The 23,607-nt window shown below is 70.0% G+C and carries 20 protein-coding genes; 14 read left to right on the top strand and 6 right to left on the bottom strand.

Features of this window, described 5'->3' with window-relative positions; all coding sequences use genetic code 11:
- Both ACFSVL_RS39215 and ACFSVL_RS39210 read right to left on the bottom strand, forming a co-directional pair.
- Window positions 1–1,407: an FAD-binding oxidoreductase gene (locus ACFSVL_RS39215; RefSeq protein ID WP_378311998.1), complete on the bottom strand. Its 1,407-nt coding sequence runs from the start codon at window positions 1,405–1,407 to the stop codon at window positions 1–3.
- An 89-nt stretch (window positions 1,408–1,496) separates the two neighbouring features.
- Complete coding sequence (locus ACFSVL_RS39210; RefSeq protein WP_378311996.1) at window positions 1,497–3,305, bottom strand: helix-turn-helix domain-containing protein; 1,809 nt, start codon at window positions 3,303–3,305, stop codon at window positions 1,497–1,499.
- Window positions 3,306–3,394: 89 nt separating this feature from the next.
- Here ACFSVL_RS39210 and ACFSVL_RS39205 point away from each other — a divergent pair, with 89 nt between their 5' ends.
- From ACFSVL_RS39205 to ACFSVL_RS39165, 9 genes are all read left to right on the top strand, one after another.
- Window positions 3,395–4,438: a serine hydrolase domain-containing protein gene (locus tag ACFSVL_RS39205; RefSeq protein WP_378311994.1), complete on the top strand. Its 1,044-nt coding sequence runs from the start codon at window positions 3,395–3,397 to the stop codon at window positions 4,436–4,438.
- A gap of 218 nt (window positions 4,439–4,656) precedes the next feature.
- Window positions 4,657–5,562 (top strand): ABC transporter substrate-binding protein, encoded by a 906-nt coding sequence (locus ACFSVL_RS39200; protein ID WP_378311992.1) that lies wholly within the window; start codon window positions 4,657–4,659, stop codon window positions 5,560–5,562.
- 36 nt (window positions 5,563–5,598) lie between these two features.
- Entirely contained in the window at window positions 5,599–6,486 is an 888-nt protein-coding gene (locus ACFSVL_RS39195) for an amino acid ABC transporter permease (protein WP_378311990.1), read from the top strand.
- Entirely contained in the window at window positions 6,483–7,256 is a 774-nt protein-coding gene (locus ACFSVL_RS39190) for an amino acid ABC transporter ATP-binding protein (RefSeq protein ID WP_378311988.1), read from the top strand. Before ACFSVL_RS39195 ends, ACFSVL_RS39190 begins: the two co-directional genes overlap by 4 nt.
- Window positions 7,257–7,297: 41 nt before the next feature.
- Window positions 7,298–8,464, top strand: coding sequence for an NAD(P)/FAD-dependent oxidoreductase (locus ACFSVL_RS39185; protein WP_378311986.1), 1,167 nt, complete (start codon window positions 7,298–7,300; stop codon window positions 8,462–8,464).
- Between the two features lie 38 nt (window positions 8,465–8,502).
- Window positions 8,503–9,198, top strand: coding sequence for a GntR family transcriptional regulator (locus tag ACFSVL_RS39180; protein WP_378311984.1), 696 nt, complete (start codon window positions 8,503–8,505; stop codon window positions 9,196–9,198).
- A gap of 123 nt (window positions 9,199–9,321) precedes the next feature.
- Window positions 9,322–9,918 (top strand): helix-turn-helix domain-containing protein, encoded by a 597-nt coding sequence (locus ACFSVL_RS39175; RefSeq protein ID WP_378311983.1) that lies wholly within the window; start codon window positions 9,322–9,324, stop codon window positions 9,916–9,918.
- A gap of 46 nt (window positions 9,919–9,964) precedes the next feature.
- On the top strand, window positions 9,965–11,443 hold the full coding sequence (locus ACFSVL_RS39170; RefSeq protein WP_378311981.1) for a peptide MFS transporter: 1,479 nt from the start codon (window positions 9,965–9,967) through the stop codon (window positions 11,441–11,443).
- A gap of 34 nt (window positions 11,444–11,477) precedes the next feature.
- Window positions 11,478–12,563, top strand: a complete 1,086-nt coding sequence (locus ACFSVL_RS39165; protein WP_378311979.1) for an NAD(P)/FAD-dependent oxidoreductase — start codon at window positions 11,478–11,480, stop codon at window positions 12,561–12,563.
- On the opposite strand, the gene ACFSVL_RS39160 is transcribed toward ACFSVL_RS39165, so the two are convergent.
- From ACFSVL_RS39160 to ACFSVL_RS39145, 4 genes are all read right to left on the bottom strand, one after another.
- The gene (locus ACFSVL_RS39160; protein WP_378311977.1) at window positions 12,538–13,950 is read right to left on the bottom strand and encodes an RAD55 family ATPase; all 1,413 of its coding nucleotides are present in this window, start codon (window positions 13,948–13,950) and stop codon (window positions 12,538–12,540) included. The two genes, ACFSVL_RS39165 and ACFSVL_RS39160, sit on opposite strands and share 26 nt — an antisense overlap.
- Entirely contained in the window at window positions 13,950–15,053 is a 1,104-nt protein-coding gene (locus ACFSVL_RS39155) for a hypothetical protein (RefSeq protein WP_378311975.1), read from the bottom strand. Before ACFSVL_RS39155 ends, ACFSVL_RS39160 begins: the two co-directional genes overlap by 1 nt.
- Window positions 15,050–15,844 carry a GAF and ANTAR domain-containing protein gene (locus tag ACFSVL_RS39150; RefSeq protein ID WP_378311974.1) on the bottom strand — a complete coding sequence of 265 codons (795 nt, stop codon included), beginning with the start codon at window positions 15,842–15,844 and terminating at the stop codon, window positions 15,050–15,052. Before ACFSVL_RS39150 ends, ACFSVL_RS39155 begins: the two co-directional genes overlap by 4 nt.
- A 348-nt stretch (window positions 15,845–16,192) precedes the next feature.
- Window positions 16,193–16,765: a helix-turn-helix transcriptional regulator gene (locus ACFSVL_RS39145; protein ID WP_378311972.1), complete on the bottom strand. Its 573-nt coding sequence runs from the start codon at window positions 16,763–16,765 to the stop codon at window positions 16,193–16,195.
- Window positions 16,766–16,871: 106 nt separating this feature from the next.
- Between ACFSVL_RS39145 and ACFSVL_RS39140 the strand changes: the two genes are divergently transcribed.
- Genes ACFSVL_RS39140 through ACFSVL_RS39120 form a run of 5 tightly spaced genes read left to right on the top strand, consistent with a single transcriptional unit; the run spans window position 16,872 to window position 23,577 of the window.
- Window positions 16,872–18,377 (top strand): class I adenylate-forming enzyme family protein, encoded by a 1,506-nt coding sequence (locus ACFSVL_RS39140; RefSeq protein WP_378311970.1) that lies wholly within the window; start codon window positions 16,872–16,874, stop codon window positions 18,375–18,377.
- Window positions 18,374–20,788 carry a xanthine dehydrogenase family protein molybdopterin-binding subunit gene (locus ACFSVL_RS39135; RefSeq protein WP_378311968.1) on the top strand — a complete coding sequence of 805 codons (2,415 nt, stop codon included), beginning with the start codon at window positions 18,374–18,376 and terminating at the stop codon, window positions 20,786–20,788. The genes ACFSVL_RS39140 and ACFSVL_RS39135 overlap by 4 nt, the downstream gene beginning before the upstream one ends.
- A gap of 2 nt (window positions 20,789–20,790) precedes the next feature.
- Window positions 20,791–21,570 (top strand): enoyl-CoA hydratase/isomerase family protein, encoded by a 780-nt coding sequence (locus tag ACFSVL_RS39130; protein ID WP_378311966.1) that lies wholly within the window; start codon window positions 20,791–20,793, stop codon window positions 21,568–21,570.
- Between the two features lie 7 nt (window positions 21,571–21,577).
- Window positions 21,578–22,390, top strand: coding sequence for an FAD binding domain-containing protein (locus ACFSVL_RS39125; RefSeq protein ID WP_378311964.1), 813 nt, complete (start codon window positions 21,578–21,580; stop codon window positions 22,388–22,390).
- The gene (locus ACFSVL_RS39120) at window positions 22,387–23,577 is read left to right on the top strand and encodes a xanthine dehydrogenase family Fe-S subunit (RefSeq protein WP_378311962.1); all 1,191 of its coding nucleotides are present in this window, start codon (window positions 22,387–22,389) and stop codon (window positions 23,575–23,577) included. The genes ACFSVL_RS39125 and ACFSVL_RS39120 overlap by 4 nt, the downstream gene beginning before the upstream one ends.
- Window positions 23,578–23,607 lie beyond the last annotated feature (30 nt).

Raw genomic sequence — 23,607 nt, 5'->3', positions numbered from 1 at the left:
TCACATTCCTTCCCCGTCGGCGATGACCTTCCCGGGATTGAAGATCCCGTGCGGATCCAGCGCGTCCTTGACCGCCCGGTTCAGCGCGAGCACAGCGGGTCCGGCCTCGGTGGCCAGGCCGTTTCGCTTGAGCAGGCCGACTCCGTGTTCGCCGGTGACCGTTCCGCCCAGTTCCAGCGCCGCCGCGATGATGTCGTCGAATGCCGCCTGCGCGCGCTTTTTCGCGGCGTCGTCGCCGGGCTGGGTGATCAGCAGCGGGTGCAGGTTGCCGTCGCCGGCGTGGGCGATGTTGGCGATCAGCGTGTCGTGCCGGAGCGCGGTTTCCTCGATGCGGGCGAGCATGTCGGGGACCGCGCCCTTGGGCACGCAGACGTCTTCGGTCAGCACTGGGCCGAGCCGTTCGAGCGCCGGGTAGGCCAGGCGGCGCGCGTCGAAGAGCGCGTCGGCTTCCTGCTGGTCGGTCGAGCGGACCGCGAAGGTCGCCCCCGCCTTTTCGAAGCAGGCGAGAACGGCGTCGGCTTCCAGCTCTCCCGCCGGGCCCGCACTGTCGGTGCGGCCCAGCAGCACGACGTTGGCTTCGGTCGACAGGCCCATGTGCTTCCACGCGTCGACGGCTTCCAGACAGTGCCGGTCGATCAGTTCCAGCGCCGAGGGTTCCAGCCCGGCCTCGGCGACGGAGGCGACCGCGCGTCCGGCGTCGACGATCGAGTCGAAGTAGCCCGCGACGGTGTGCTCGGGCTGGCGCGCCGGGCGCAGCCGCACGGTGACCTCGGTGATGACGCCGAGGGTGCCTTCGGAGCCGACCATCATCCCGGCGAGGTCGTAACCGGCGACGCCTTTGGCAGTACGGCGGCCGACGCGCACCAGCTCGCCCGTGCCGGTCACGAACTGCAGGCCCAGCACGTAATCCCGGGTGACGCCGTACTTCACGCAGCACAGCCCGCCCGCATTGGTCGCGACGTTGCCGCCGATCGTCGACCACGGCGCACTCGCCGGGTCCGGCGGGTACCAGAGGCCGTGTTCGGCGCAGGCTGCTCGCAGATGATCGTTGACGACGCCGGGCTCGACCACGGCGAGCCGCTCACGCTGGTCGATCTCCTTGATCGCGGTCATCGCCTCGGTCGACACGATCACGCTGTCCTCGACCGCGTTCGCCCCGCCGGACAGCCCGGTGCCCGCGCCGCGCGGGACGATCGGGGCGCGGAAGCGGAGGCAGGTCCGGACGATCTGGCGCGCTTCCTCGGCGGTGCGCGGCCGCACGACCGCCGACGGCGTGCCGTACGGGGCCCATTCGGCCTCGTCGTGGGCATAGCCCGACACCACGGCCGGGTCGGTGATGATCCGGCCGGCGGGCAGTCCCCGGTCCAGTTCTTCGAGCAGTTCCCGCCGCCTCGCCTCGTCGCGCATGAACCGGACGCTATCGACGTTCGCGCGCCCGGTTCAATGGACGAACCACCCGCACCGTGCCGGTGGATATGGAGGGAATCTCCATAGCGCTATCCGGGCAAGGACTCCGCCAGCCGGTGCAGCCGCAGCGCGAGCTGGATCTCCAGCGTCCGGCCGGAGTCCTTCCAGTCCTCGCCCAGCACCTCGGAGATCCGGGCCAGCCGCTGGTAGAGGGTGTTGACGTGGATGCGCAGCGCGCTGGCCGCCGCGCTGTGCCGTCCGGCGTGCGACAGGTATGTCTCCAAGGTAGGCACGAGGCCGGTGCGGTAGCGCTGGTCGTGGCGCAGCAGCGCACCGACCGTCGAGTCGATGAAGGCACGCAGGTCGTCTCGGCCGACCTGGGTGAACAGCGATTGGTAAATGCCCAGCTCATGCGCCGCGGCACAGGTTCCGGCCCGGCCGAGCGCGGCCAGCAGCGCGGTGCCGTTGTGCGCCTGCCGATACGCCGCGCGCACGCCTGCCGCTGTGCCGTCGGCTTCCGCCACGCAGACAGTCACTGGCGCGTCCCACTGGCGGAGGTCGTCGCGGACCCGCAGCACGTCGTGCGTCGGCAGGAGGACCACTACGGAGCCGCCGTACTGTGCTGACCAGCCGCTTTCCTGCCGCGCTAGCCGTGAACCGCCCGCCGTTGCCTCGGTGTCGCCAGCGTCCGGCCGAAGCACGGCGACGCACCCGACCGCGCCCAGATTGATCCGGGCGGCATTGGCGCGCCGGTTGATCGTCTGGTCGTCCGTGTGCCCGCCGAGCAGTTCAGCAATGAACTCGCCGTGCGCGCGTCGCTCGGCCTCGGCCACCGCCCGGTCCGAGGCGAGAACCAGCCCGACCACGGTGGCACCGGTCTCCAGCAGCCGCATCGTGGCGTCGTCCACTGGGTCGGCACGCAGGGCTACGACGCAACCTGCGTAGCTGTCGGACACCACGATCGGGGCCACGCCTTCCTCGGACGTCCTGCGCTGGAAGCTCCCCTCGGCCACCAGGCGGGACCACTTGGCCTCGGCATCGTCGCCGGCCGAACACAGCACCGCGTCTTCCGCGTCCAGCACGACGATCCCGGCGTCGAGCACCAGCGCCAGCGCTTCGACGACTTCGGCGAGCCCCGCTCCGTCCAGCAGGCTTCTGGTCAGCCGGTCGTGCAGATCGACATTGCGCTGGATTTCCTCGGCCGCCCGCTGGTACTGCTCGAACAACGTGGCGTTGTGGATCGCGACCGCCCCGTGCGCCGCCAGCGCCGTCAGCAGGCCGACCTCGTGCTCACTGAACTTCCGCGGCCCGCGCCCGGCGGCCAGCAGCACCCCGATCGGCTCGTCGCCCACCCGCAGCGGCACTCCGAGAATGCCGCCCAGCTGCTCGCTGACCGCCGCTTCGTCCACTGTGGACGTATGCGCGAGCAGAGCGTCCTGGACGTAGTCACCGGACCAGCACGCCTTGCCGGTCTCCAGCACCCGCCCGCCGAGGCCGACGCCGCGCGGCAGCTCGATGCCACGCAACGCGTCGCCCATCGACCCGTCGACGACCTCGATCCGCAGCACGTCGTCCTCGCGGGTCAGCATGACGTAGGCGACGTCCACGGCCAGCAACCGCCGGGCCTGCACGGCGATCTCGGTGAGCAGGACGTTCGGCTCGCGCAGCGCGGTGAGCTGCCGGGCCAGATCGTTGAGGACGGTGAGTTCGGCCGCGTGCCTGGTGCGTTCGGCCAGCAGCGCGTGCAGGTGCAGCGCTCGCCGAGCGTCCGACTCGACCTGTGCGGCCATACCCGGCGGCGCGGTGCGGACGGCATGGGCGCGGAACGCTTCGAGGTCGGCCAGTCCGGCTCCGTCGACCAGCAGCTGCAGCCATGAATCTCCGTCCGGCTCTGCCACGTCTTGCCTCCTCGGTGCTGATGTGCTGCATTCTCCCTCGTGGTCGCGTGTCGGCGACTCGGCCGCCCCGGTTTCGCTACCATTCGACAATGCGTTTCACCGGCTTGGATTCCTGGCTGAGCGACCGGGCCGCCGCTGACCAGTTTTCCGGTGTGGTGCTGATCCGCCGCGGAGACGACGTGGTGTTCTCGGGCGCGTACGGCCAGGCCAGCCGTCGATGGGCGGTGCCGAACAGTCTCGCCCTCCGGTTCGATACGGTGTCGATCACCAAGCTGTTCACGGCGGTCGCCGCGTTGCAACTGGTGGACGACGGACGGCTGGACCTGGACGCGCCGATCACCGGCATCGTCGACCTGGCCGGCACGGCGATCTCGGCGCGCGTGACCGTCCGGCAGCTGCTCACGCACACCTCCGGGATCGCCGACGACGCGGACGAGGAAGCCGGCGAGAGCTACGAGGCGTTGTGGGTCGACAAGCCGGTCTATTCGGTGACCCGAACGCGGGACCTCGTGCCGAATTTCGCTGACAAGCCACCGAATTTCCCGCCGGGCGAGGGATGCCGGTACTGCAACGCCGGATACGTCCTGGTCGGCCTGGCGATCGAGGAAATCACCGGTGTTGGGTATCGCGACCATATTCGGCATGCCGTTTTCGCGCGGGCGGGAATGACCTCCTCGGACTTTTTCGACCGCCGGGAAGCGGCACCGAACGTCGCCGAGGGCTGGGATCCGGTCACTGATTCCGCGGGCCGGATCACTGGCTGGAAGCAGAACATCTTCAGCTATCCGTCGATCGGCTCGCCCGACGGCGGAGCGCATGCCACCGCGGACGATCTGGTGCGGTTCCTGCGGGCGGTGCGCGCTGGTGAACTGCTGTCGGCCGAGGGGACTGAGCTATTTCTGACCCCGCAGGTGCGGCACCACGACGACGTGTGGTTCGGCTTCGGGCTGGAATTCACCTTGCGGCCGGACGGTTCAGTCCGGAATTACTACAAGGACGGCGGCAACGCAGGCGTCGGCGGTATCGCGCGGCACTATCCCGTTGGGAATCTCGATGTGGTGGTGCTGTCCAATGCGGAGGTCGGCAGTTTGGCTGTCATTCGCGAGATCGATCGGCGGATTCTGGCGGGGTAGCGGCAGGCTTCAGCCACCCGAGACCAGCTTCCTGCCCGGATCCTGGCATCGTCCTGCTGTCCAAAAAGGACTCACCGGTACGCCCTTCGCCCGGGCTGCCGAGCGCCCTGCCCCGCGCGTCCCCGGTTTCTAGATCGACTTTTTTGCTTCTTGACCCGCGACCCCGTCCATAGGAGAGTCTCCTGTCAGACAGCTAGACAGAACGACAAGGAGACAGTATGAACCGACGTGGAGTCGCCCTGTTCGCCATTGGCGCTGTCGCTGTTTGCGCTGCTCTGGCGGGGTGTGGAGGCGGCGGCGGGGAGGCGGCCGGGCCGTCGCCGGAGGTGGTCGTTCCGGCGGTCGCCAAGGACGCGGCGCTGGCGGCTCGGCTGCCGGCGGAGGTGCGGAGCGCGGGGGTGCTCCGGGTGGCGATGGACGAGACCTATCCGCCGTTCGAGTCGGTTCAGGCAGGCAAGGTGGTGGGGCTCGACCCGGACCTGGCGAACGCGATCGGCGGCGTGCTCGGGGTGCGCGTGGAGTTCGTGAACACCTCGTTCGACGCGATCATTCCGTCGCTGACCTCGAACAAGGTCGATCTCGCGATGTCGTCGATCGGCGACACCAAGGAACGCGAGCGCACGGTCGATCTCGTCACCTACTACTGGAACGGCACTTTGGTGCTGGTGAAAACCGGGAATCCGGCGCAGCTCAAGGCCGATCAGGTGTGCGGCGCGCGCGTCGGGGTGATCCGCGGGTCCTTGCAGCAGACGAGTTTCCTGCCGTCGCAGGCGGCGAAGTGCGCGGGGTCCGGGAAGCCGGCCGCGACGGTCGAGGTGTACCAGAACGGGCCGCAGGCACAGCTCGCGCTGCAGAGCGGGCGCATCGACGGAGTCATGGAGGACGCTCCGCCGCTGCTGGCGGTCGCCGCGCAGCAGAAGGACGTTTTCGAGACGGCGGGGCCGTTCTTCCGCAATCCGAATCCCGGCGGCGTCGCCTTTCCGAAGGGCAGCAAGCTGGTGGAGCCGGTGCACGAGGCGATCGGGGTGCTGATCAAGAACGGCACCTACCAGACGATTCTGAAGAAGTGGAATCTGGAGAAGATCGCGATCGAGAAGTCGGAGATCAACGGCGCGCAATCGTAAGCGGGACACGGCGGACCCGGAAGGGAAACGGGGAACATGACAGCGATAAGTGCGCCACGGATCCAGGAAGAACCGGTAGTGCCGCTGCGCCGCCCGGGGCGCTGGGTCACCTACGCGGTCGCGGCGGTGCTGGCGGCGATGTTCGTGCACACTCTGCTCACCAACAAGAACTTCGGCTGGGACATCGTCGGGAACTATCTCGGGTCCGGGGAAATCCTCGCCGGGCTGGGGAAAACGGTCGAGCTGACGGTGATCGCGATGGCGATCGGGATCGTGCTCGGCGTCGTGCTCGCGGTGATGCGGTTGTCGGCTAATCCGGCGTTGAAGGGGTTCGCTTCTCTCTACATCTGGTTTTTCCGCGGGACACCGGTGTTCGTCCAGTTGCTGTTCTGGGGGTACGCCTCGGCGTTGTATCCCCGGCTGGGGCTGGGGATTCCGTTCGGGCCGCAGTTCGTGTCCGCGCCGACCAACGTGCTGATCACGCCGTTCATCGCGGCGATTCTGGGGCTCGGCTTGAACGAGGGCGCGTACATGGCGGAGGTCGTGCGGGCGGGGATCCTGTCGGTCGACCGCGGGCAGACCGAGGCGGCGCAGGCGCTGGGCATGTCGCGGCTGCGCACCCTGCGCCGCGTCGTGCTGCCGCAGGCGATGCGGGTGATCATTCCGCCGACCGGAAACCAGGTGATCACCATGCTCAAGACGACTTCCCTGGTGAGCGTGCTGGCCTTTCCGGAACTGCTCTATTCGGCGCAGCTCGTCTATTCGACGAACTTCAAGACGATTCCGCTGCTGATCACCGCGTCGCTGTGGTATCTGCTGATGACGTCGGTGCTGAATGTCGGCCAGCATTTCCTGGAACGCCGGTTCAACCGCAGCGAGCGGGCCGTGTCGCGGCGGGCCGAGATCGCTCAGGAGGGCCGATGACCAGCGTCGAAGCGCCGATGGTGCAGGCGGTGAACGTCTGCAAGAGTTTCGGGACCGCCGCCGTGCTGAAGGGAATCGACCTCGAAGTGCGGCGCGGCGAGGTGATGACGCTGCTGGGGCCGTCGGGGTCCGGGAAGTCCACCTTTCTGCGGCTGATCAATCATCTGGAAACGCTGAGCGCCGGCCGCCTGTACGTCGACGGGCAGTTGATCGGCTACGGCGAACGCAACGGGAGGCTGCACGAACTGCCGCCCTCGGCCGTTCAGCGGCGGCGCGCCGAGATCGGCATGGTGTTCCAGCGGTTCAACCTGTTCGCGCACATGACGGCGCTGCAGAACGTCATGGAAGCGCCGATCGGCGTGCGCCGCGAAAAGCGCGAAGTCGTCCGGAAACGGGCCCTGGAACTGCTCGACCGGGTGGGGCTCGCCGACAAGGCGTCGTCGTATCCCAGTGCGCTTTCCGGCGGTCAGCAACAGCGGGTCGCGATCGCACGAGCCCTTGCCATGCAACCGAAACTGATGCTCTTCGACGAGCCGACGTCCGCGCTCGACCCGGAACTCGTCGGCGAGGTCCTCGACGTGATGAAGGATCTCGCCCGCTCCGGCATGACGATGGTGGTGGTCACGCACGAGATCGGGTTCGCGCGCGAGGTCGCCGACCACGCGGTGTTCATCGACGGCGGGGTCGTCGTCGAGAGCGGCGACCCGGCGCGGGTGCTGGCCGATCCCCAGCATCCGCGGACGAAAGCCTTCCTCGGGAAAGTCCTGTGAACTCCCTCGCGCCTGGAAAGCCTGGAAAGGGGCAGCGTTCCGTGCAGATCGTCGTCATCGGGGCCGGGGTGATCGGCCTGTCCGTCGCCACCGCGCTCGCCCGCCGCGGCGCGCGCGTCACCGTCGTGGACCAGCGCGTGCCCGGCGCGGGCACGTCCTCGACCAGCTACGCCTGGGTCAACGCGAACAAGAAGGAACCCCAGGCCTACTACGAACTCAACCTCGCGGGCATGGCCGCGCACCGCAGGCTCGCCGAATCCACCGGCGGCGGCTGGCTCGGCACCGGCGGGCACCTCGAGGTCGCGACCGATCCGGCGCACGCCGCGGAGCTGGAACAGCGGATGGCGCGGCTGACCGGGCACGGATACACCGTCGAGGAGGTCACGGCGGAACGCGCACGGCAGCTCGTTCCGGACCTGCTCGTCTCGCCGGACCCAGAACTGATCGCCTATTTCCCGAGCGAGGCGCACTGTTATCCGCAGCTCTACCTCGCCCATCTGCTCACGACGGCCGAAGAGCTGGGCGTGCAGGTCGTCAGCGGTGCGCAGGTGAAGGCGTTCGACGTTGACGGCGGGCGGCCGGTGCTGCGGCTCGCCGACGGCACGGCGCTCGGCTGCGACCGCGTGATCAGCTGCGTCGGCCGGTGGACCGGGAAGCTGCTGGCGCAGGCGGACGTCCCGCTCGCGATGGAGACGTTCACCCACCCCGGCGACGCGACAGTCGGCTATCTCGCGGTCACCAGCCCGGTGCCGGCTGCGCTGCGCGGGCTGCTCACGACGTCCCGGCTCAACGTCCGCCCGGACGGGGCGGGGCGGCTGCAGTTGCAGGCGCTCGACCTCGACCGCACCGCGGATCCGCGGGCCGTTCCGGACCCCGGGTCGCCGCTCGCCGAGGAGCTGCTTGACCGGCTCCGGAGCGTGCTGCGGCACACCAGGGCCGCGACGGTTTCGGAGCTGCGGGTCGGCCAGCGGGCGCTCCCGGCGGACGGGCTCACCGTCGCCGGGCCGGTGCCCGCGCAACCGTGGCTTTACGTGGTCGCGACGCACAGCGGCGTCACCCTCGCGCCGCTGCTCGGCGATCTCGTGGCGAAGGAGGTGCACGACGGCGCGGCGCAGGAGCTGCTCGCGGAGTTCCGGCCCGACAGGCTTCTCGCGCCCGGGGTCCGCCGCGCCCGCACGCAGCCGCCTCGCCGGCCGGGCGACCAGTAGAATCGATCCAGGTTTGTTCGAGAAGGGAACCGGGGGGTATGGGCCGAATTCAGCGGGAGACGGTCGCCGAGAAGAGCGTGGCGATTCTGCGCGAGCGCATTCTCAGCGGCGAGCTGAGCCCTGGCACGCCGGTGACCGAGGACGCGGTGGCCGAGGACCTCGGGGCGTCCCGGGCGACGATCCGCCAGGCGCTCAACACTCTGCTGATGGACGGCCTGCTCACCCGGCATCCGGCGACCCGGGTACTTCAGGTGACCACGCTCAGCCCGGAGGACGTGCGGGACATCTACCGGGCCCGGCGGTTCCTCGAACTGGGCGGGGTCGAGGCCGCCGCGCACGCTTCGGCCGAGCAGCTGGCCCGCATCACCGACGCGGTGCGGGACCTGGAGAAGACGGTGCACGAGCACGACGTCACCGGGTTCGTGCAGGCGGACATCCGGTGCCACGTCGAGGTCGTCGAGCTGCTCGGGTCGCGGCATCTGACCACCGCGCACCGGCACTTGATGGAGAAGCTGCGGCTGGTGATCACCGCGACCGAGCAGCAGGAGGCGCAGGTCCGGGAGAACCTCAAGGAACGGCTGGCCGTGCACAAGGAGTTCGCGGAGCAGCTGGTGTCCGGGGAGGTCGCGGAGGCGCGGGCGAATTTGGCGGCCCGGCTGGACGACGCCGAGGAGGTGGTCGCGGCGGAGGCCGCGGCCGTCACCGCCCAGTCCGCAGGCCACCGGGCAGGCTGAGCGCGTTTTTCGTTGTCCGGCAAGAGGATTCGCCGGGCGATGCAGTACGCGCGCTTGTGTTTAGTATTGACTGGCTCTGTTTTGCCGAACTAAACTCAAGGAAGACGGAAGGAGGACGGAGCCGTGCCGGACCACGATCCAGCCCGCCAGGTCGGGGCGGCGATCAAGCGGCTCCGGTCCGAACGCGGCCTGACGCTGCGGGAGCTGGCCGAGCGGTGCGGTCTTTCGCCCGGGTTTCTCTCGCTGGCCGAACGCGGCGTCAACGCGATTTCGCTGACCTCGCTGTTCGCGATCGCCGGCGCGCTCGACGTGGACGCGGTCGACCTGCTCGGCGCCGCGGGCAAGCGAAGCCGGGCGGAGTACGCCGTGTCCCGGCACGACGATCCGCGCGCCGCCCGGGTGGTGCTGGGCGAGCGGGAACACCGGGTGCTCACCGCGGACCTGCCGGACCAGCGCATCGAGGTGCTGGCCACCAAGGTGCGCCCCACCGATCAGCCATCGCCGGTCACTCAGCACGACGGCGAGGAATTCTGTTACGTGCTGAACGGCGAATTGACCTTCCTGCTGCAGGACGAGACTGTGGTGCTCGCGGCGGGGGATTCGATCCACTTCAAGTCCACGACACCGCACGCAGTGCACAACCAAGGCGACGTCGTCGCCGAAGTGCTCTGGACTGTCGACCGTCCGCTGTTGCGGCGGTCCGACGGCACCACCTGCTGAACGCTTTTTCTTCTTTCGTCGTTCCACGACTGCCCGAAAGGCGGCTATGAACGAGCAGACAATGACGTCCGCGCGCGACCGACGGTTTTTCGGCCACCCACGCGGCCTCGCGACGTTGTTCTTCGTCGAAATGTGGGAGCGGTTTTCCTATTACGGAATGTCCGCGATCCTGCTGTACTACTTGTACGACCGGACTTCCGAGGGCGGCCTCGGCCTGGACAAGGCGACCTCCTCGGCGTTGGTGTCGATTTACGGCGCGCTGGTGTTCATGTCCGGCGTCGGCGGCGGATGGCTGGCCGACCGGGTGCTGGGCATGCGGCGCGCGGTGCAGGCCGGCGGTGTGCTGATCATGTGCGGGCACCTGGCGCTGGCGGTGCCGGGCGGATTGCCCGCGCTGCTGGTGTCGATGCTGCTGATCGTCGCGGGCACCGGGCTGCTGAAGCCGAATGTGTCCAGTTTGGTCGGCGAGCTGTACTCGCTGAAGGACAACCGCCGCGACGCCGGGTTTTCCGTGTTCTACATGGGAATCAACCTCGGTGCGTTCATCGCGCCGTATCTCGTGGGCACGCTCGGGCAGAAGGTGGATTACCACGTCGGGTTCGCGCTCGCCGCGGTCGGGATGGCGGCCGGGTTGCTGGTGTTCGCGCGCGGACGGCGGCGGCTGGGACAGGCCGGGGAAGCGCCGACGAATCCGCTGCGCGACGGCGAACGGCGGCGGGTCGCGATTCGGGCCGGTGCGGGAATTGTGGTGCTGGCACTGGTAATTGGCGTGTTCGGGATTGCCGGAGCGCTGACCGTGCGCACATTGATCAACGCGGTGACCGTGCTGGCGGTCGTATTGCCGGTGGCGTACCTGGCGATGATGCTGCGCAGTCCGCGGACGGACGCCGTCGAGCGGTCCCGGTTAATCGCGTACATTCCGCTGTTCCTCGGCGCGGTGTGTTATTGGGTGGTCAACGAGCAGACCAGTTCGGTGCTGGCGCAATTCGCGGACAAGCGGACGGATCTGGAGATCTTCGGGTTTTCCGTGCCGTCCTCGTGGTTCCAGTCGCTGAACCCGATCGCGACGCTCGTGCTGGCCCCGGTGTTCGCCTGGCTGTGGATCGGGCTGGGCGACCGGCAGCCCGCGACGTCGCGGAAGTTCGCGCTCGGGCTGCTGCTCGGCGGTGCGTCGTTCGTGCTGATGGCCGGGCCGGGCCTGCTGCACGGGGTGCACGTGCCGGCCAGTCCGTGGTGGCTCGTCGCGAGCTACTTCGTGGTGATCTGCGGGTCGATGTGCCTGTCGCCGGTAGGGCTTTCGGCGACGACCAAGCTGGCGCCGCGGGCGTTTCTCGCGCAGATGATGAGCCTGTGGTTCCTGGCCTCGGCGGCGGCGAGCGGGATCAACGCGCAATTAGTGCAGTTGTACAGCGAGGACACCGAAATCGGCTATTTCGCCGGGGTCGGCGCGGCCGTGATGGCCGCGGGCGTCGTCTTGCTGCTGCTCGCGCCTTGGGTGCAGCGGCGGATGGGCGGCGTGCGGTGAGGGAAAACAATCGGATGCGAAGGGGCGGAACGAAATGCGGGTAGTCGTGGTCGGTGGCGGGATCGTCGGTGCGGCAGCCGGGTACGAATTGGTCCGGGCCGGGGTGGACACGGTGCTGGTCGACGAGGCGGCGACCGGCCGCGCGACGTCGGCGGGTGCGGGCATCATCTGCCCGTGGTCGTCCGCCGTGGACGATCCGGACTGGTACCGGATGGCGACCGGCGGCGCGGAGTACTACGAGGGTTTGCGGGCGGCGCTGGCCGAGGACGGGGAGACCGACCTCGGGTATCGCCGGGTCGGTTCGCTGCGGCTGGTGTCCGAAAGCGAAGCGGCACAAGAGTTTCGGCGGATCTCGAACCGGGCGAAGGAATCGCCGCTGGCCGGCGAGGTGGAGTTGATCGACGCACAGCAGGCCCGGGAGTTGTTCCCGCCGCTCGCGCACGACGGCCCGGCCATCCACATTCCGGGCGCGGCCCGCCTGGACGGGCGGCTGGTCCGCGACGCGATGCGCCGGGCGGCGGTGCGGCGCGGGGCGCGGGTTGTCGAAGGCACCGCCGAAATCGTGGACGGGGGAGTGCGGGCTGGCGGCGAGTTCCTCGGCGCCGACGGCGTGATCGCGGCGGCGGGGGCGTGGTCTCCCGCGTTGCTCAAGCCGCTCGGGGTCGAGGTGCGGGTCGAACCGCAGCGCGGGCAGATCGTCCATCTCCGGCTGCCGGGAACGGAAACCTCGCACTGGCCGGTGGTGCTGCCCCAGTCGCGGCATTACCTGCTGGCCTTCGACGATTCGCGGATCGTGGTCGGCGCGACACGCGAGGAGGGCGCCGGTTTCGACCACCGGGTGACTGCGGCCGGGCTGGCGGAAGTGCTGGCCGAAGCGCTGTCGGTGGCGCCGGGGCTGGCGGACGCGACGTATGTGGAGACCCGCGTCGGCTTCCGTCCCGCTGGGCCGGACATCCGGCCGCTGCTCGGCGCCGTGCCGCAGGTGAAGGGGCTGGTGGTGGCCAACGGCCTCGGCGCGTCGGGGCTCACGATGGGGCCGTACGCGGGTTCGATCGCGGCCCGGCTGGCCCGGCGGGCCGACCCGGGGATCGATCTCAGCGCCTTCGACCCGCTGCGGTGACGTCCGGACCGGCCGAATCGTCCATGACGATGCCGTTGCCGGTGATCTCGAAGGTGGTGGTGTAGGGACGGTTCGCGCTGGCCCGGGTTTTGAGCACGGTCAGCGCCCGGTCGACGCGGGCGCTGGCGCGCTGGTACTGCAGGAGGATCACGTTGTCGGACAGATGGGAGATCCCGGTGTCGGACAGGCCTTCCCGTCCGTACAGGTCCGGGATCTCCAGGGTGAGCATCGTGCTGATCCCCACCTGGGAGCAGCGGCCCAGCAGGGAGTGCAGGAATTCGCTGAACCGGCGCTCGTCCTCGCACGCCGCGGCGAGATCGGTCAGGCTGTCGATGACCAGGCGGCGGGTCTGGCTGGCGTTCAGCGACGCCAGCAGGTCGTAGAACCATTCGTCGATGTAGATGTCGTTGGGGGACTCGCAGCGCAGCGTGACGCCGCGCGACCGCGGCTCCCAGCCGAGGCTGTGGATGGCCCGGTTGAGCTGGAGCGGGCTCTCCTGCAGCGTGGTGAACGTGCTGTGCTGGCCCAGTTCCGTGCCGTGGAAGGCGAAGTGCAGGCCCATGACGGTCTTGCCGGAGCCGGGCGGCCCGGCCACGATGGTGCTCGAACCGGGCCAGAATCCGCCGCCCAGCAGCGAATCGAGCCCGGCGATGCCCGAACTCACCCGGGCCAGGCTCGCCGGGTCGGCCGTTCCGTCGCCGTCGGAGGAGTCGCTGAGCCGGGGAAAGGCGTCCAGCCCGTCCTGGGAGATGCGGTAGGCGTGCCAGCCGGGCCGGAAGCCGCTGCCGCGCAGCTTGAGCACCTGCAGGGCGCGGTTGGTGCGCTGGCCGCTGGCCTGGGTGGACAGCGCGATGGTCGTGTCGGCGATGGTGAACTCGGCCGAGGTCGCCAGTTCGGCGGTGTCGTATTCGGCCAGCCACAGGGTGCTGGTCGCCAGCGCGCTGAGCCGCCCGGCCAGCTCGTAGAGGAACCGCGTGTAGGCGGCCTGGTCCGGGGTGGCGTACCGCAGGGCCTTGATGCTGTCGACGACCAGCAGAGCGCAGCGGGTGCGGGTCGCGATCTCGGTGATCCTGGCGAGCCCGGCGTTCAGCCCGCCCGAGGTCACCACGTCGCCGAGGTCCTCGAACAGCACCGAGGTCCCGATCCGCTCCGGCGCGCAGAACGTGAGGCCGTCGAGGAACTGGGTGATCTTCGACAGGGGCTCGGTGAGGGTGCTGAAGTAGACCACCGGACGGGCGGGGTCGGCGTTGGCGAACGCGTACTGCTGGGCCAGCACGGTCTTGCCGGATCCGGGGGCTCCCGCCAGCAGGGTGATCGACGGGTCGATCAGCCCGCCGCCCAGAATCGTGTCCAGCCGGTCGCATCCGCTGGCCAGCCGCTGTTTCATCACGCCACCCGCTTGCCCGCGGCGGGGTGCAGGTCCCGGACCGCGGCCAGGATCTGCGACGGGTGGACGGGTTTGGGCAGCACCCTCGCGGTCGCGGGCGGAGCCTGGCGCACCGCCATCGGCGAGATCACGATCACCTGCGTCCCCGGCTCCTCGGCGAGGATCCGGATCAGGTCGGCCGCTCCCGCGGCCGTCTGGTCGACGATCGCCACCGGAGGCGGCGCGGTGTGCGCCGCCCGCGCCGCCGCCGCGGAAGTGGTCGCGGTGACCTCGAAGCCGGCCGCGTGCAGCACGTCCGCGAGGCAGCGGACCGCGAACCGGTCCGGATCCACCACCAGGACCCGGGGGTCGCCGCCCGGCTCGGCGAACTCGTCCGCGGCGTCCGGGCCGTGGTCCACGACGTGCGCGGCGCTGTCCGCGAGCGGCTGGGCCCGCTCCCGGGCGTGCTCGCGCAGCATCGCCTCCGCCGCGGGCAGCCCGACGCCCCGGCTGGCGGCGAGCATCCCGGTGGCCTGCCAGACGGCGATCTGGTCCTGCTGCGCGGTGTAGCGGGTCAGCCGGAGAGCGGTGTCGGGCAAACTGTCGGCGACGACGTCGGCCAGCATGCCCGCCGCCGCGATCGAGGCGCACCCGCGCACGGCGTCGATCTCGCTGGCGGACAGCGTCCGGTGTTCGCGGCTGGCCAGCACGACGGAGCCGACGACCGTGCCGAACGCTTCCATCGCGACCGTGTGCACGGTGGTGACGGCGTGCACGGCGGCGACATGGGCCAGTCCCGGCCACCGGCTGGTCTGCTGGGCGAGATCGGCGTACACCGTGCTGGTGCCGTCGGTTTCGGGCCCCTGGCCGGTTTTCGCGGCGGAGAACAGGTCCTCGTCGGCCCGGAAAGCGAGGAAATCGTCGAACAGCTGGCTGTCGGTCCCCGCGAGCGGGACGCCGCGGCCGCTGTCGTCGGGCAGCAGCACGACTGCTTCGTCCACGCCGGGCAACCGGGCGCAGAGATCGGTGAGCAGGCAGGCCGCGTCCAGCCCAGCCCGGGGGACGGCCACCGTCCTGGCAGCCGCCAGCAGAAGCGACGCCCATTCGCCGCTCAGCGTGTTCATTCCGTCCGCCTCCTGCCCTCGCCGTCGTCGCCTTCGTCGCGACGGTCTTCTGAGTCGTTCTTCTCGCGGTCGCCGTGGTAGTCGGAGGGCAGTCGCAGCACGCCCGCGGTCACGTCGTCCGCCACCTCGGACAACCTGCGACCGGTGACGTACGCGTGGGCCCGCAACCGCAGCAACGCTTCCGTGACCGGGCAGCCCAGCTGCGCCACGAGCGTCCCGGTGGCGTGGTGCACGGTGCGCCAGCGGTGGTAAAGCCCCTCGTCGATCATCGCTTCCGCGTCGCCGCCTGCCGAGCGGGCCACCTGGCCGAGCAGGTGGCCGGTCATGACCTGGACCATCGTCAGCGCCAGATCCAGCTCGGCGTCGGACAGGGTCCGGCCGCTCGCCCGGTAGATCTCGAGCACCCCCATCGAGGCCGCCCCGGTGGCCAGCGGGAACGCGAACATCGCGCGGATCCCCTCGTCGACCGCGGCGGGCGCGAACAACGGCCACTGCCGGATCCGCCGCGGCTCGTCCAGCCCCGCCGACAGCACCGCGAACCGGCGCCGCAGCGCGGTCAGCCCGGGACCTTCCCCCACGGTGATCTGGAGTTCGAGCATCCGTTCGGCGCGCGGATCGGTGGCGTAGACCGGTTCGCCGAGACCGCGCTGATCCGCCAGCCGCACGCCGACGCCGTCGACCGCCAGCACGTCCCGGCACACCTGGGCGACGTGCCGCAGCGCCACCGGGGAGCCTCCGGCGAGCGCGCGGATCGCCTCGTAGATCCGGGCGAGGTCCTGCTCGATCACCACAGCCGCGCCTCCGTGCTGAGGACTGCACGAACCACGGACGCTAGGCCGGACTGTCCGGTCCGGCTAGGGCAACAATGCTCTAGCTCCGGAGGCTTCCGGCCCGGGGCGGAGTCGGCGGGCGGCAGCCCGGGAGCGATTCCCTGCCGTGGCAAGGGGGTCGGCGCGGCGGGGTGCGCGCCGGGCTGGTTTGCGGTCCGTGAGGGGAACCCTGAGGGAATCAGATTCCCCCAGGGTTCCCCTCACGGACTCGCGGAAGCGGTTTTAGGGGCATCAACCGGGCATTTTTCCTTGGTGTCCTTTGTGGACTATCGGCGGCCGGGGCGGCGAATCCCGTGGACGCCGCGTCCCTCACTGCTCCGCCCGGCGCGCGGCGGTGGGGAACTCGCCGCGTTCGACCTGCCCGGCGACCCGCTGCCAGAACTCGAGCGCCGCGTATTCCATGCCCAGCCCCAATTCGAGCGTGACCATGCGGTTCGCCACGTCGTGCACCTCGCCGAAGCGGTCCTTCATGTCCTGGTACTCGGCGATGCGGCGTTCATGCTGTTCGATCTGGCTCGCCGCGAGCCGGGCGACGTCGCCGAGTTCGCCGAGTTCGTTGAAGAACAGCTTGATCTCCGCGACGTCGCGGAGTTCGAAGTGCTCGTGCACCGGTTCGGCGAGCCAGGTCCGCAGCGCGGCCGAGCCCTCGGCGGTGATCGTGTACAGCTTCCGCCTGCGCCCGTGCTGCTCCTCGTGCACGTCGAGGAGCCCGGCGTCCTCCAGCCGTTTCGGCTCGGAATACAGCTGCGCGTGCGGGAAAGTCCAGAAGTAGCCGATCGACCGGCCGACCGCGCGCTTCAGGTCGTAGGGGGTCGACGCGCCGCGCAGCGCGACCATGCCGAGCACGACGTACGAGGTCGTGGACAACCGCACGCTTGACATGCTCCGAAGGCTACCGTACGGTCCTGACCGTCTGAAACGGATGGTCTGAAACAGATCATCAACCGGCGGAGTTCTTCCGCTTCCGGACGGCTGTAACGGAGCACTGATGGACCTGGGCACGGCAATGCGGTGGACGGCCGAGCGCTATCCGGCGCGGCGGGCGGTGGGCGGCGCGGATCCGCTCACCTACGCCGAATGGGACGACCGGACGAGCCGGCTGGCGCGGGCGCTCGGCGAACTGGGAGTGCGCGCGGGCGACCGTGTCGTGCTGGTGCTCGCCGGCGGCCTGCCGCTGGCGAGTTTGCACCTGGCGGCACAGAAGATCGGCGCGGTTTCGGTGCCGCTGTCGTTCCGGTTCGCGGTGCCGGAACTCGCGTACTGCGTGGCGGACGCGGAGCCGGCGCTGGTGGTCTACGACGACGAAAACGCGGAACTCGTCGCCAAGGCGCTGGACGAGAGCGTCCGCAGTGTTTCCGCCGAAGAGGTCGAACATCGCGCCCGACGCGGCGGACCGGCTCCGATCGTGCGGGTGCGCGACAGCGACCCCAGCGTCATGCTCTACACCTCGGGCACCACCGGAAAGCCGAAAGGCGTTCCGCGCAGTCACGCGGCCGAGCACGCCGCCGCACTCGCCCACATCATCCAAACTGGACAGTCCTATTTCGACGCCACGCTCGGCGTGATGCCGTTGTTCCACACCATGGGCATGCGGACGTTGCTGTCCACAGTGCTCACCGCGGGCACCTGGGTGCCGCAGGTCCGGTTCGACGCCGACGAGACGCTCGAACTCATCGAGCGGGAAAAGATCGCGAGCCTCTTTCTGGTCCCCACGATCTATTGGTCGCTGCTGCGCACCGGCCGCCTCGGGGAAGCCGCGTCGGTGCGCAAAATCGGGTACGCGGGAGCGGCGATGACGACCTCGCTGGCCGAGCAACTGCGGGATGCACTGGAGCCGCAGTCGTTCGTGAACCACTACGGCAGCACGGAGATCTACACCTTCTCGATCGGCCCGGACGCGGCGGCCAAACCGGGCTGCGCGGGGAGAGCCGGGTTCTTCTCCCGGGTCCGGCTCGTGCGGCCGGAGCCGGACGCCAGCCCGGACGACCTGGCCGGGCCGGGGGAGCAGGGCCAGATCGCGGTGTCGATGGCGAGCCCGGAGGCGTTCGCCGGGTACTGGCGCCGTCCCGACGCGGACGCGAAGACGATCCGCGGCGGCTGGTACTTCCCCGGCGATCTCGCGGTCGCCGACGACGAGGGCGACCTGTGGGTGTCCGGCCGGATCGACGACATGATCAACTCGGGCGGGGAGAACATCTACCCCGGGGAGATCGAGAACGCGCTCGCCGCCTGCCCGGCGGTGCGCGAGGTCGTCGTCGCCGGCACCGCGGACGACCGGTGGGGCCAGGCGGTCACCGCGTTCGTCGTGCCGGAGCACGGAATCACGCCGGACGAGGCCGTCGCGGCGGTCGCCCGGTTCGCGCGGGACGAGTCCGGCCTGCCCTCGCTCAAACGGCCCAAGCGCGTCGTCGCGGTGCCGGAGATCCCGAAGTCCGGCGTGGGCAAGATCCTGCGCCGCGAACTCGCCGCCCACGATCTGCAGGAGACCCCGTGACGGACCAGGCTTGCGCGCGGATCGAGGATCCGGCGCTGCTCACCGGCCGCGGCCGGTTCCTCGACGACCTCGATCCGTTCGCCGGGACGCTGACCGCGGCGATCGTCCGCAGCCCGCATCCGCACGCCCGGATCCGCCGGGTCGACCTCGACCGCGCGCGCCGGCATCCCGGGGTCGCCGCGGTGCTCGGGCCCGAGGAGGTGGCGGCCGGGCTGAAGCCGTTCCCGCTCGCGGTGAAGACGCCGATGCCGTACTACCCGACCGCGGTCGACAAGGCCCGGTTCGTCGGCGAACCCGTCGCGGTGGTGGTCGCGGCGGATCGGTATGCCGCCGAGGACGCGGCCGAACTCGTCCAGGTCGACTACGAGCCGCTGCCGCCGGTCATCGAGATCGAGGACGCGCTCGCCGACGGCGCGCCGCTGCTGCACGACACGGCGGACAGCAACGTCGCCACCGACCGCACCTTCGATTTCGGCGACGTGGACGCGGTTTTCGCCGCTGCCGACCGCGTGGTCGCGCGGGAGTACGACTTCCCGCGCTACTCGTCGACCCCGATGGAATGCGGTTCGGTCGTCGTGGAGTGGCGCGACGAGGCGGACGGCCCGGCGGTCGAGGCGTGGGCGAATTTCCACGGCCCGTTCTCCATGGTCGCGGTGCTGGCCGGGGCGTTCGGCGTGCCCGCGTCGCGGATCCGGCTGCGCGTGCCCGCCGACATCGGCGGCAGCTTCGGCATCAAAGCCGCGATCTACCCGTATGTCGCGCTGATGGCGCTCGCCAGCAAACACGCCGGGCGGCCGGTGCGCTGGACCGAGGACCGGGTCGAGCACCTGCTGGCCAGTTCGGCGGGGTCCGACCGGAAGATGCGGTTCGAGGCGGCCATCGCGCCGGACGGCCAGGTCGTCGGCCTGCGCGCGGATCTGATCGACAACGTCGGCGGCTACCTGCGGCCGCCCGAGCCGAGCACGCTCTACCGGTGCTTCGGCAACATCACCGGTGCCTACCGGATCGACGCGGTACGGATCCGTTCGCGCGCGGTCGTCACGAACAAAACCCCGACCGGCCTCAACCGCGGCTTCGGCGGCCAGCAGCTCTACTTCGGGCTCGAACGGCTGATGGACGAGATCGCGCACACCGGCGGTCTCGATCCGGTGGAGCTGCGCCGCCGCAACTTCGTCGCCGATTTCCCTTACGCCACCCCGACCGGCGGCATCTACGACTCCGGTGATTACCACGGCGCGCTCGATCTGCTCGTGAAGAACAGCGACTACCAGGCGCTCCGGCGACGGCAGGCGGAAGCCCGCGAGCGCGGCGAATACCTGGGCATCGGCGTCGCGACGATCGTCGACCCGTCCGCGACGAACATCGGCTACGTCGGGCTCGCCACCCCCGCCGAACAACGGGCCGCGGGCCGGGGCAAGTCCGGTTCGACCGAGCACGTGCGGATCAGCGTCGACCCGAACGGCCTCGTTTCGGTGCTGCTGGGCACGGTGCCGCAGGGGCAGGGGCACGCGACGGTCGCACAGTCCATTGTGGCCGATCAGCTCGGCCTGCCGCGCGAACAGGTGCGGCCGGTGGTCGAGATGGACACCGCCACGACGCCGTGGACGATCAGCACCGGCAGCTACTCGTCTCGGTTCGCCCCGCTGCTCACCAGCGCGCTGGTCGAAGCGGCGGAACGGATCGCCGCGACGATCAAGGTCGCCGGTGCGACGCTGCTCGGCGCCGACCCGGCGGACGTCGAACTGTCCGGCGGCGCAGTGCGGGAGACCGCGAACCCGGACCGCTCGGTGTCGTTCCGGCACGCGGCCGGGCTCGTGCACTGGGACCCCGGCTCGCTGCCCGACGGCGTGTCCGCGCGGCTGTACGAGGAAGCCGCGTTCACCCCGCCGCAGTCGAAAGCGCCGAGCCGCAGCGACCAGATCAACTCCAGTCTCTGCTACGGATTCGTCGCGGAGCTGGTGGTGGTGCGCATCGACCGTGAGACCCGCGAGGTCCGGCTGGAGCAGGTGTACAGCGTGCACGACGCCGGAACCATCCTCAACCCGGTGCTGCTGGAAGGCCAGGTGCACGGCGCGCTCGCGCACGCGCTGGGCGGCGCGCTGTACGAGGAGATGCGCTACACCGAGAACGGCCAGCCGACCGCGACGTTCATGGACTATCTCTGCCCCACCACGGCGGAAACCGCTTATGAACTCGACAGCGACCACCTGCAAACCCCTTCGCCGCTTACGAAACTCGGCGCGAAGGGGTGCGGCGAGGGCAGCTGCATGAGCCTGCCCGTCGCCATCGCGAACGCCGTCGCCGACGCGCTGTCCGGCGAGGGCGTCGAAATCACCAGCCTGCCCCTGCACGGCAACGTCGTGCACGAGCTGCTCGAACGCAGCGCGGCAACCAAGGAAGGGAACAACTGACCATGGCACTCACCGGAGGCGAGATCCGGCTGCACCGCGGGCACGACGGCCGCGTCGCCTACCTCACGCTCGACCACGGCAGGTTCAACATCATCACGTGGGAGACGCGCCAGGTCATGGCCGACCGCTTCGCCGAGATCGACGCCGACGACGACATCCAGGCGGTCGTCGTCCAGGCCGAGGGCGAGCACTTCTCCTCGGGCGGCGACATCGCCGGCTTCATGGAGGTCGATCCGGTCGCGTTCACCGACCTCGGCCACAACGTCACCGCCGCCTCGCGCAGCCCGAAGCCGGTGATCTGCGCGGTGGACGGCTACTGCTTCGGCGTCGGCCTCGAACTCGCGCTGTCGACCGACATCCGGGTCTGCACTGAGCGCAGCGAGTTCGCGCTGCCGGAGATGCGGCTCGGCATGATCCCCGGCTCCGGCGGCACGCAGCGGCTGGCCCGGCTGATTGGACTGTCGCGGGCGAAGTACCACATCCTGACCGCCAGCCGGATCAAGGCGGGGCAGGCGGGGGATTGGGGACTGGTTGCGAACGTCGTCCCGGACCGCGCGGCGCTCGACGCCGAGGTCGAGCGGATCGTCGGCGTGCTGCTCGGCTACTCGCCGCTGGCCGCCCGCACCGCCAAGGAGGTGCTGGACAAGGGCGTCGACGCGCCGTTGTACTCGGGCATCGAGCTGGAGCGCAAGGCGTACGCGATGCTGCGCTCCAGCAACGATTTCGCGGAGGGTGTCGCGGCGTTCGGCGACAAGCGCAAGCCCAAATTCCAAGGCCGGTGATCTGGCCGTGAAGGCAGCACCGTTCGCCTACGCCCGTCCCTCCACAGTGGACGAAGCGGTCGCGGAACTCGCCCGCGCCGACGGGGGCGGCAAGGTGATCTCGGGCGGCCAGTCGCTGGTGCCGGTTCTGGCCATGCGGCTGGCCCGCCCCGAGGTACTGGTGGACATCAACGGCATCGCGTCGCTGCGGCAGATCCGCCGCGGCGACGGGTTCGCCGAGATCGGGGCCACCGTCCGGCAGCGGGTGGTCGAACGCGACCCGGTGAGCCGCGAAGTTCCCCTGCTGGGCTTGGCGTTGCCGTGGGTCGGGCATCGGGAACTGCGCAGCCGCGGGACGGTGTGCGGCAGCCTCGCGCACGCCGATCCAGCCGCCGAACTGCCCGCGGTGGCGTGCTGCCTCGACGCGAGCCTCATGCTCACGGGCCCGTCGGGCTCGCGAGCGGTGGCCGCGCGGGACTTCTTCGCCGGAGCGATGATGACCGAACTCGGCCCCGACGAGGTGCTCACGTCGGTCCGGTTCCCCTTGGCTAGCAAGGGAGACGGCTACGGCTTCGGCGAAATCGCCCGCAGGCATGGCGACTTCGCCCTCGCCGGGGTCGCGGTCCACGTGCGGGGCGGCCGCGCCACGGTCACCGGCTTCGGCATCTCCGACCGCCCGGTCACTCGCACTGCGGCGCTGGCCGAGATCACACCGGACTTGCTGGACGAGATGGTCGACACCGACGGGGACGTCCACGCTTCCCGTGACTACCGGCGTCGGCTGTTCCGCGTGCTGGCCGAACGCGAAATCGCTGCTGCTGAACGAAAGGCAGGCGCATGACGACAGCGGAACGACAGCCGCGTCCGGTGCGTGCGGAGCCCGGCGAGCTGGTCGAAGTGTCCTTCACGGTGAACGGCACCGAGACGACGTTGCGACTGCCCGCGCGGGTCACGCTCTCCGACGCGCTGCGGGATCACCTCGGGCTCACCGGCACGCACGTCGGCTGCGAGCACGGCGTGTGCGGGATGTGCACGGTGCTGGTCGACGGAGAGGCGGCCCGCGCGTGCCTGCTGTTCGCGATCCAGCTCGACGGGGCCGAGATCACCACCGTCGAAGGGCTCGGCAAACCCGACGACCTGCATCCGCTGCAGCGCTCGTTCGGGCGGAATCACGCGCTGCAGTGCGGGTTCTGCACGCCGGGGTTCCTGATGAGTTCCTACGATCTGCTCACCGAGAAACCCGAGGTGACGGCGGAAGAACTGCCCGCGGAACTGTCCGGCGTGATCTGCCGCTGCACCGGGTACCGAAACATCGTCACGGCCGTTCGCGAGACGCAGGAGGAGTTCCCGGCGGGGATTCCCGCTCCGGGCAACTGCGGGCGGCACGCGCTGGCGGGCCGCTCGGCCGGGCAGACCGCCGGTTCCTTGCCAGAAGCCGACGAGGAACCGGTCGCGACCGAGATCGTCCTTCCGGACGGGGCACCAACCATCGCCGTGCAGATCGCCACCGAGGTCGCCGTCGAGGACAGTCGCGTGTGGACGGTGTTCGACGATATCGCTCTGCTGGCAAGATGTCTGCCCGGTGCGGAGCTGACCGGCGAACTCGGCGACGATCTGTACTCCGGCCGCGCCCGGGTGTCGGTCGGGCCGATCAAGCTGGCGTTCAACGGGGTCGCGAAGATCCTCGAACACGACCGCGAGGCAGGCCGGATGCGCGTGCTCGCCCAAGGCCAGGACACCGGAGGCGCGCAGACCCAGGCCGACATCGAGCTGCGCACTGAAGCTTCGGGCGACGGCACGGTCCTGCACGCCGACGCGAAGGTGTATCTCACCGGGCGGATCGCGCAGTTCGGCCGTGCGCTCGCGGGCGACATCAGCCGGCGCATGTTCGAGCAGTTCGCCGCCGCGGTCGCCGAGGCCGCGACGTCCGGGCAGGCCCCGGAAGGCCCGGTCAAACCGCCCAGCGCGGCGAAACTCATGCTCGGCACGCTGTTCGACCGGATCCGGCGCGCGCTGCGGCGCCGTTGAACCCCTGAGTTTGTGCACCACAAGGAGGTG

The sequence above is a fragment of the Amycolatopsis silviterrae genome, from assembly GCF_042684085.1.
In the GTDB taxonomy this organism is placed as follows: Bacteria; Actinomycetota; Actinomycetes; order Mycobacteriales; family Pseudonocardiaceae; genus Amycolatopsis; species Amycolatopsis silviterrae.
The sequence above is the reverse complement of the archived record's forward strand: the minus strand, read 5'-3'. Positions and strand labels throughout refer to the sequence as shown.

Coding starts and splice junctions, on each gene's coding strand:
- ACFSVL_RS39155 (WP_378311975.1), bottom strand. CDS start 15,053: ATGAACACGCTGAGCGGCGAATGGGCGTCGCTTCTGCTGGCGGCTGCC.
- ACFSVL_RS39145 (WP_378311972.1), bottom strand. CDS start 16,765: ATGTCAAGCGTGCGGTTGTCCACGACCTCGTACGTCGTGCTCGGCATG.
- ACFSVL_RS39200 (WP_378311992.1), top strand. CDS start 4,657: ATGAACCGACGTGGAGTCGCCCTGTTCGCCATTGGCGCTGTCGCTGTT.
- ACFSVL_RS39180 (WP_378311984.1), top strand. CDS start 8,503: ATGGGCCGAATTCAGCGGGAGACGGTCGCCGAGAAGAGCGTGGCGATT.
- ACFSVL_RS39195 (WP_378311990.1), top strand. CDS start 5,599: ATGACAGCGATAAGTGCGCCACGGATCCAGGAAGAACCGGTAGTGCCG.
- ACFSVL_RS39165 (WP_378311979.1), top strand. CDS start 11,478: ATGCGGGTAGTCGTGGTCGGTGGCGGGATCGTCGGTGCGGCAGCCGGG.
- ACFSVL_RS39205 (WP_378311994.1), top strand. CDS start 3,395: ATGCGTTTCACCGGCTTGGATTCCTGGCTGAGCGACCGGGCCGCCGCT.
- ACFSVL_RS39160 (WP_378311977.1), bottom strand. CDS start 13,950: ATGAAACAGCGGCTGGCCAGCGGATGCGACCGGCTGGACACGATTCTG.
- ACFSVL_RS39140 (WP_378311970.1), top strand. CDS start 16,872: ATGGACCTGGGCACGGCAATGCGGTGGACGGCCGAGCGCTATCCGGCG.
- ACFSVL_RS39170 (WP_378311981.1), top strand. CDS start 9,965: ATGAACGAGCAGACAATGACGTCCGCGCGCGACCGACGGTTTTTCGGC.
- ACFSVL_RS39120 (WP_378311962.1), top strand. CDS start 22,387: ATGACGACAGCGGAACGACAGCCGCGTCCGGTGCGTGCGGAGCCCGGC.
- ACFSVL_RS39130 (WP_378311966.1), top strand. CDS start 20,791: ATGGCACTCACCGGAGGCGAGATCCGGCTGCACCGCGGGCACGACGGC.
- ACFSVL_RS39190 (WP_378311988.1), top strand. CDS start 6,483: ATGACCAGCGTCGAAGCGCCGATGGTGCAGGCGGTGAACGTCTGCAAG.
- ACFSVL_RS39215 (WP_378311998.1), bottom strand. CDS start 1,407: ATGCGCGACGAGGCGAGGCGGCGGGAACTGCTCGAAGAACTGGACCGG.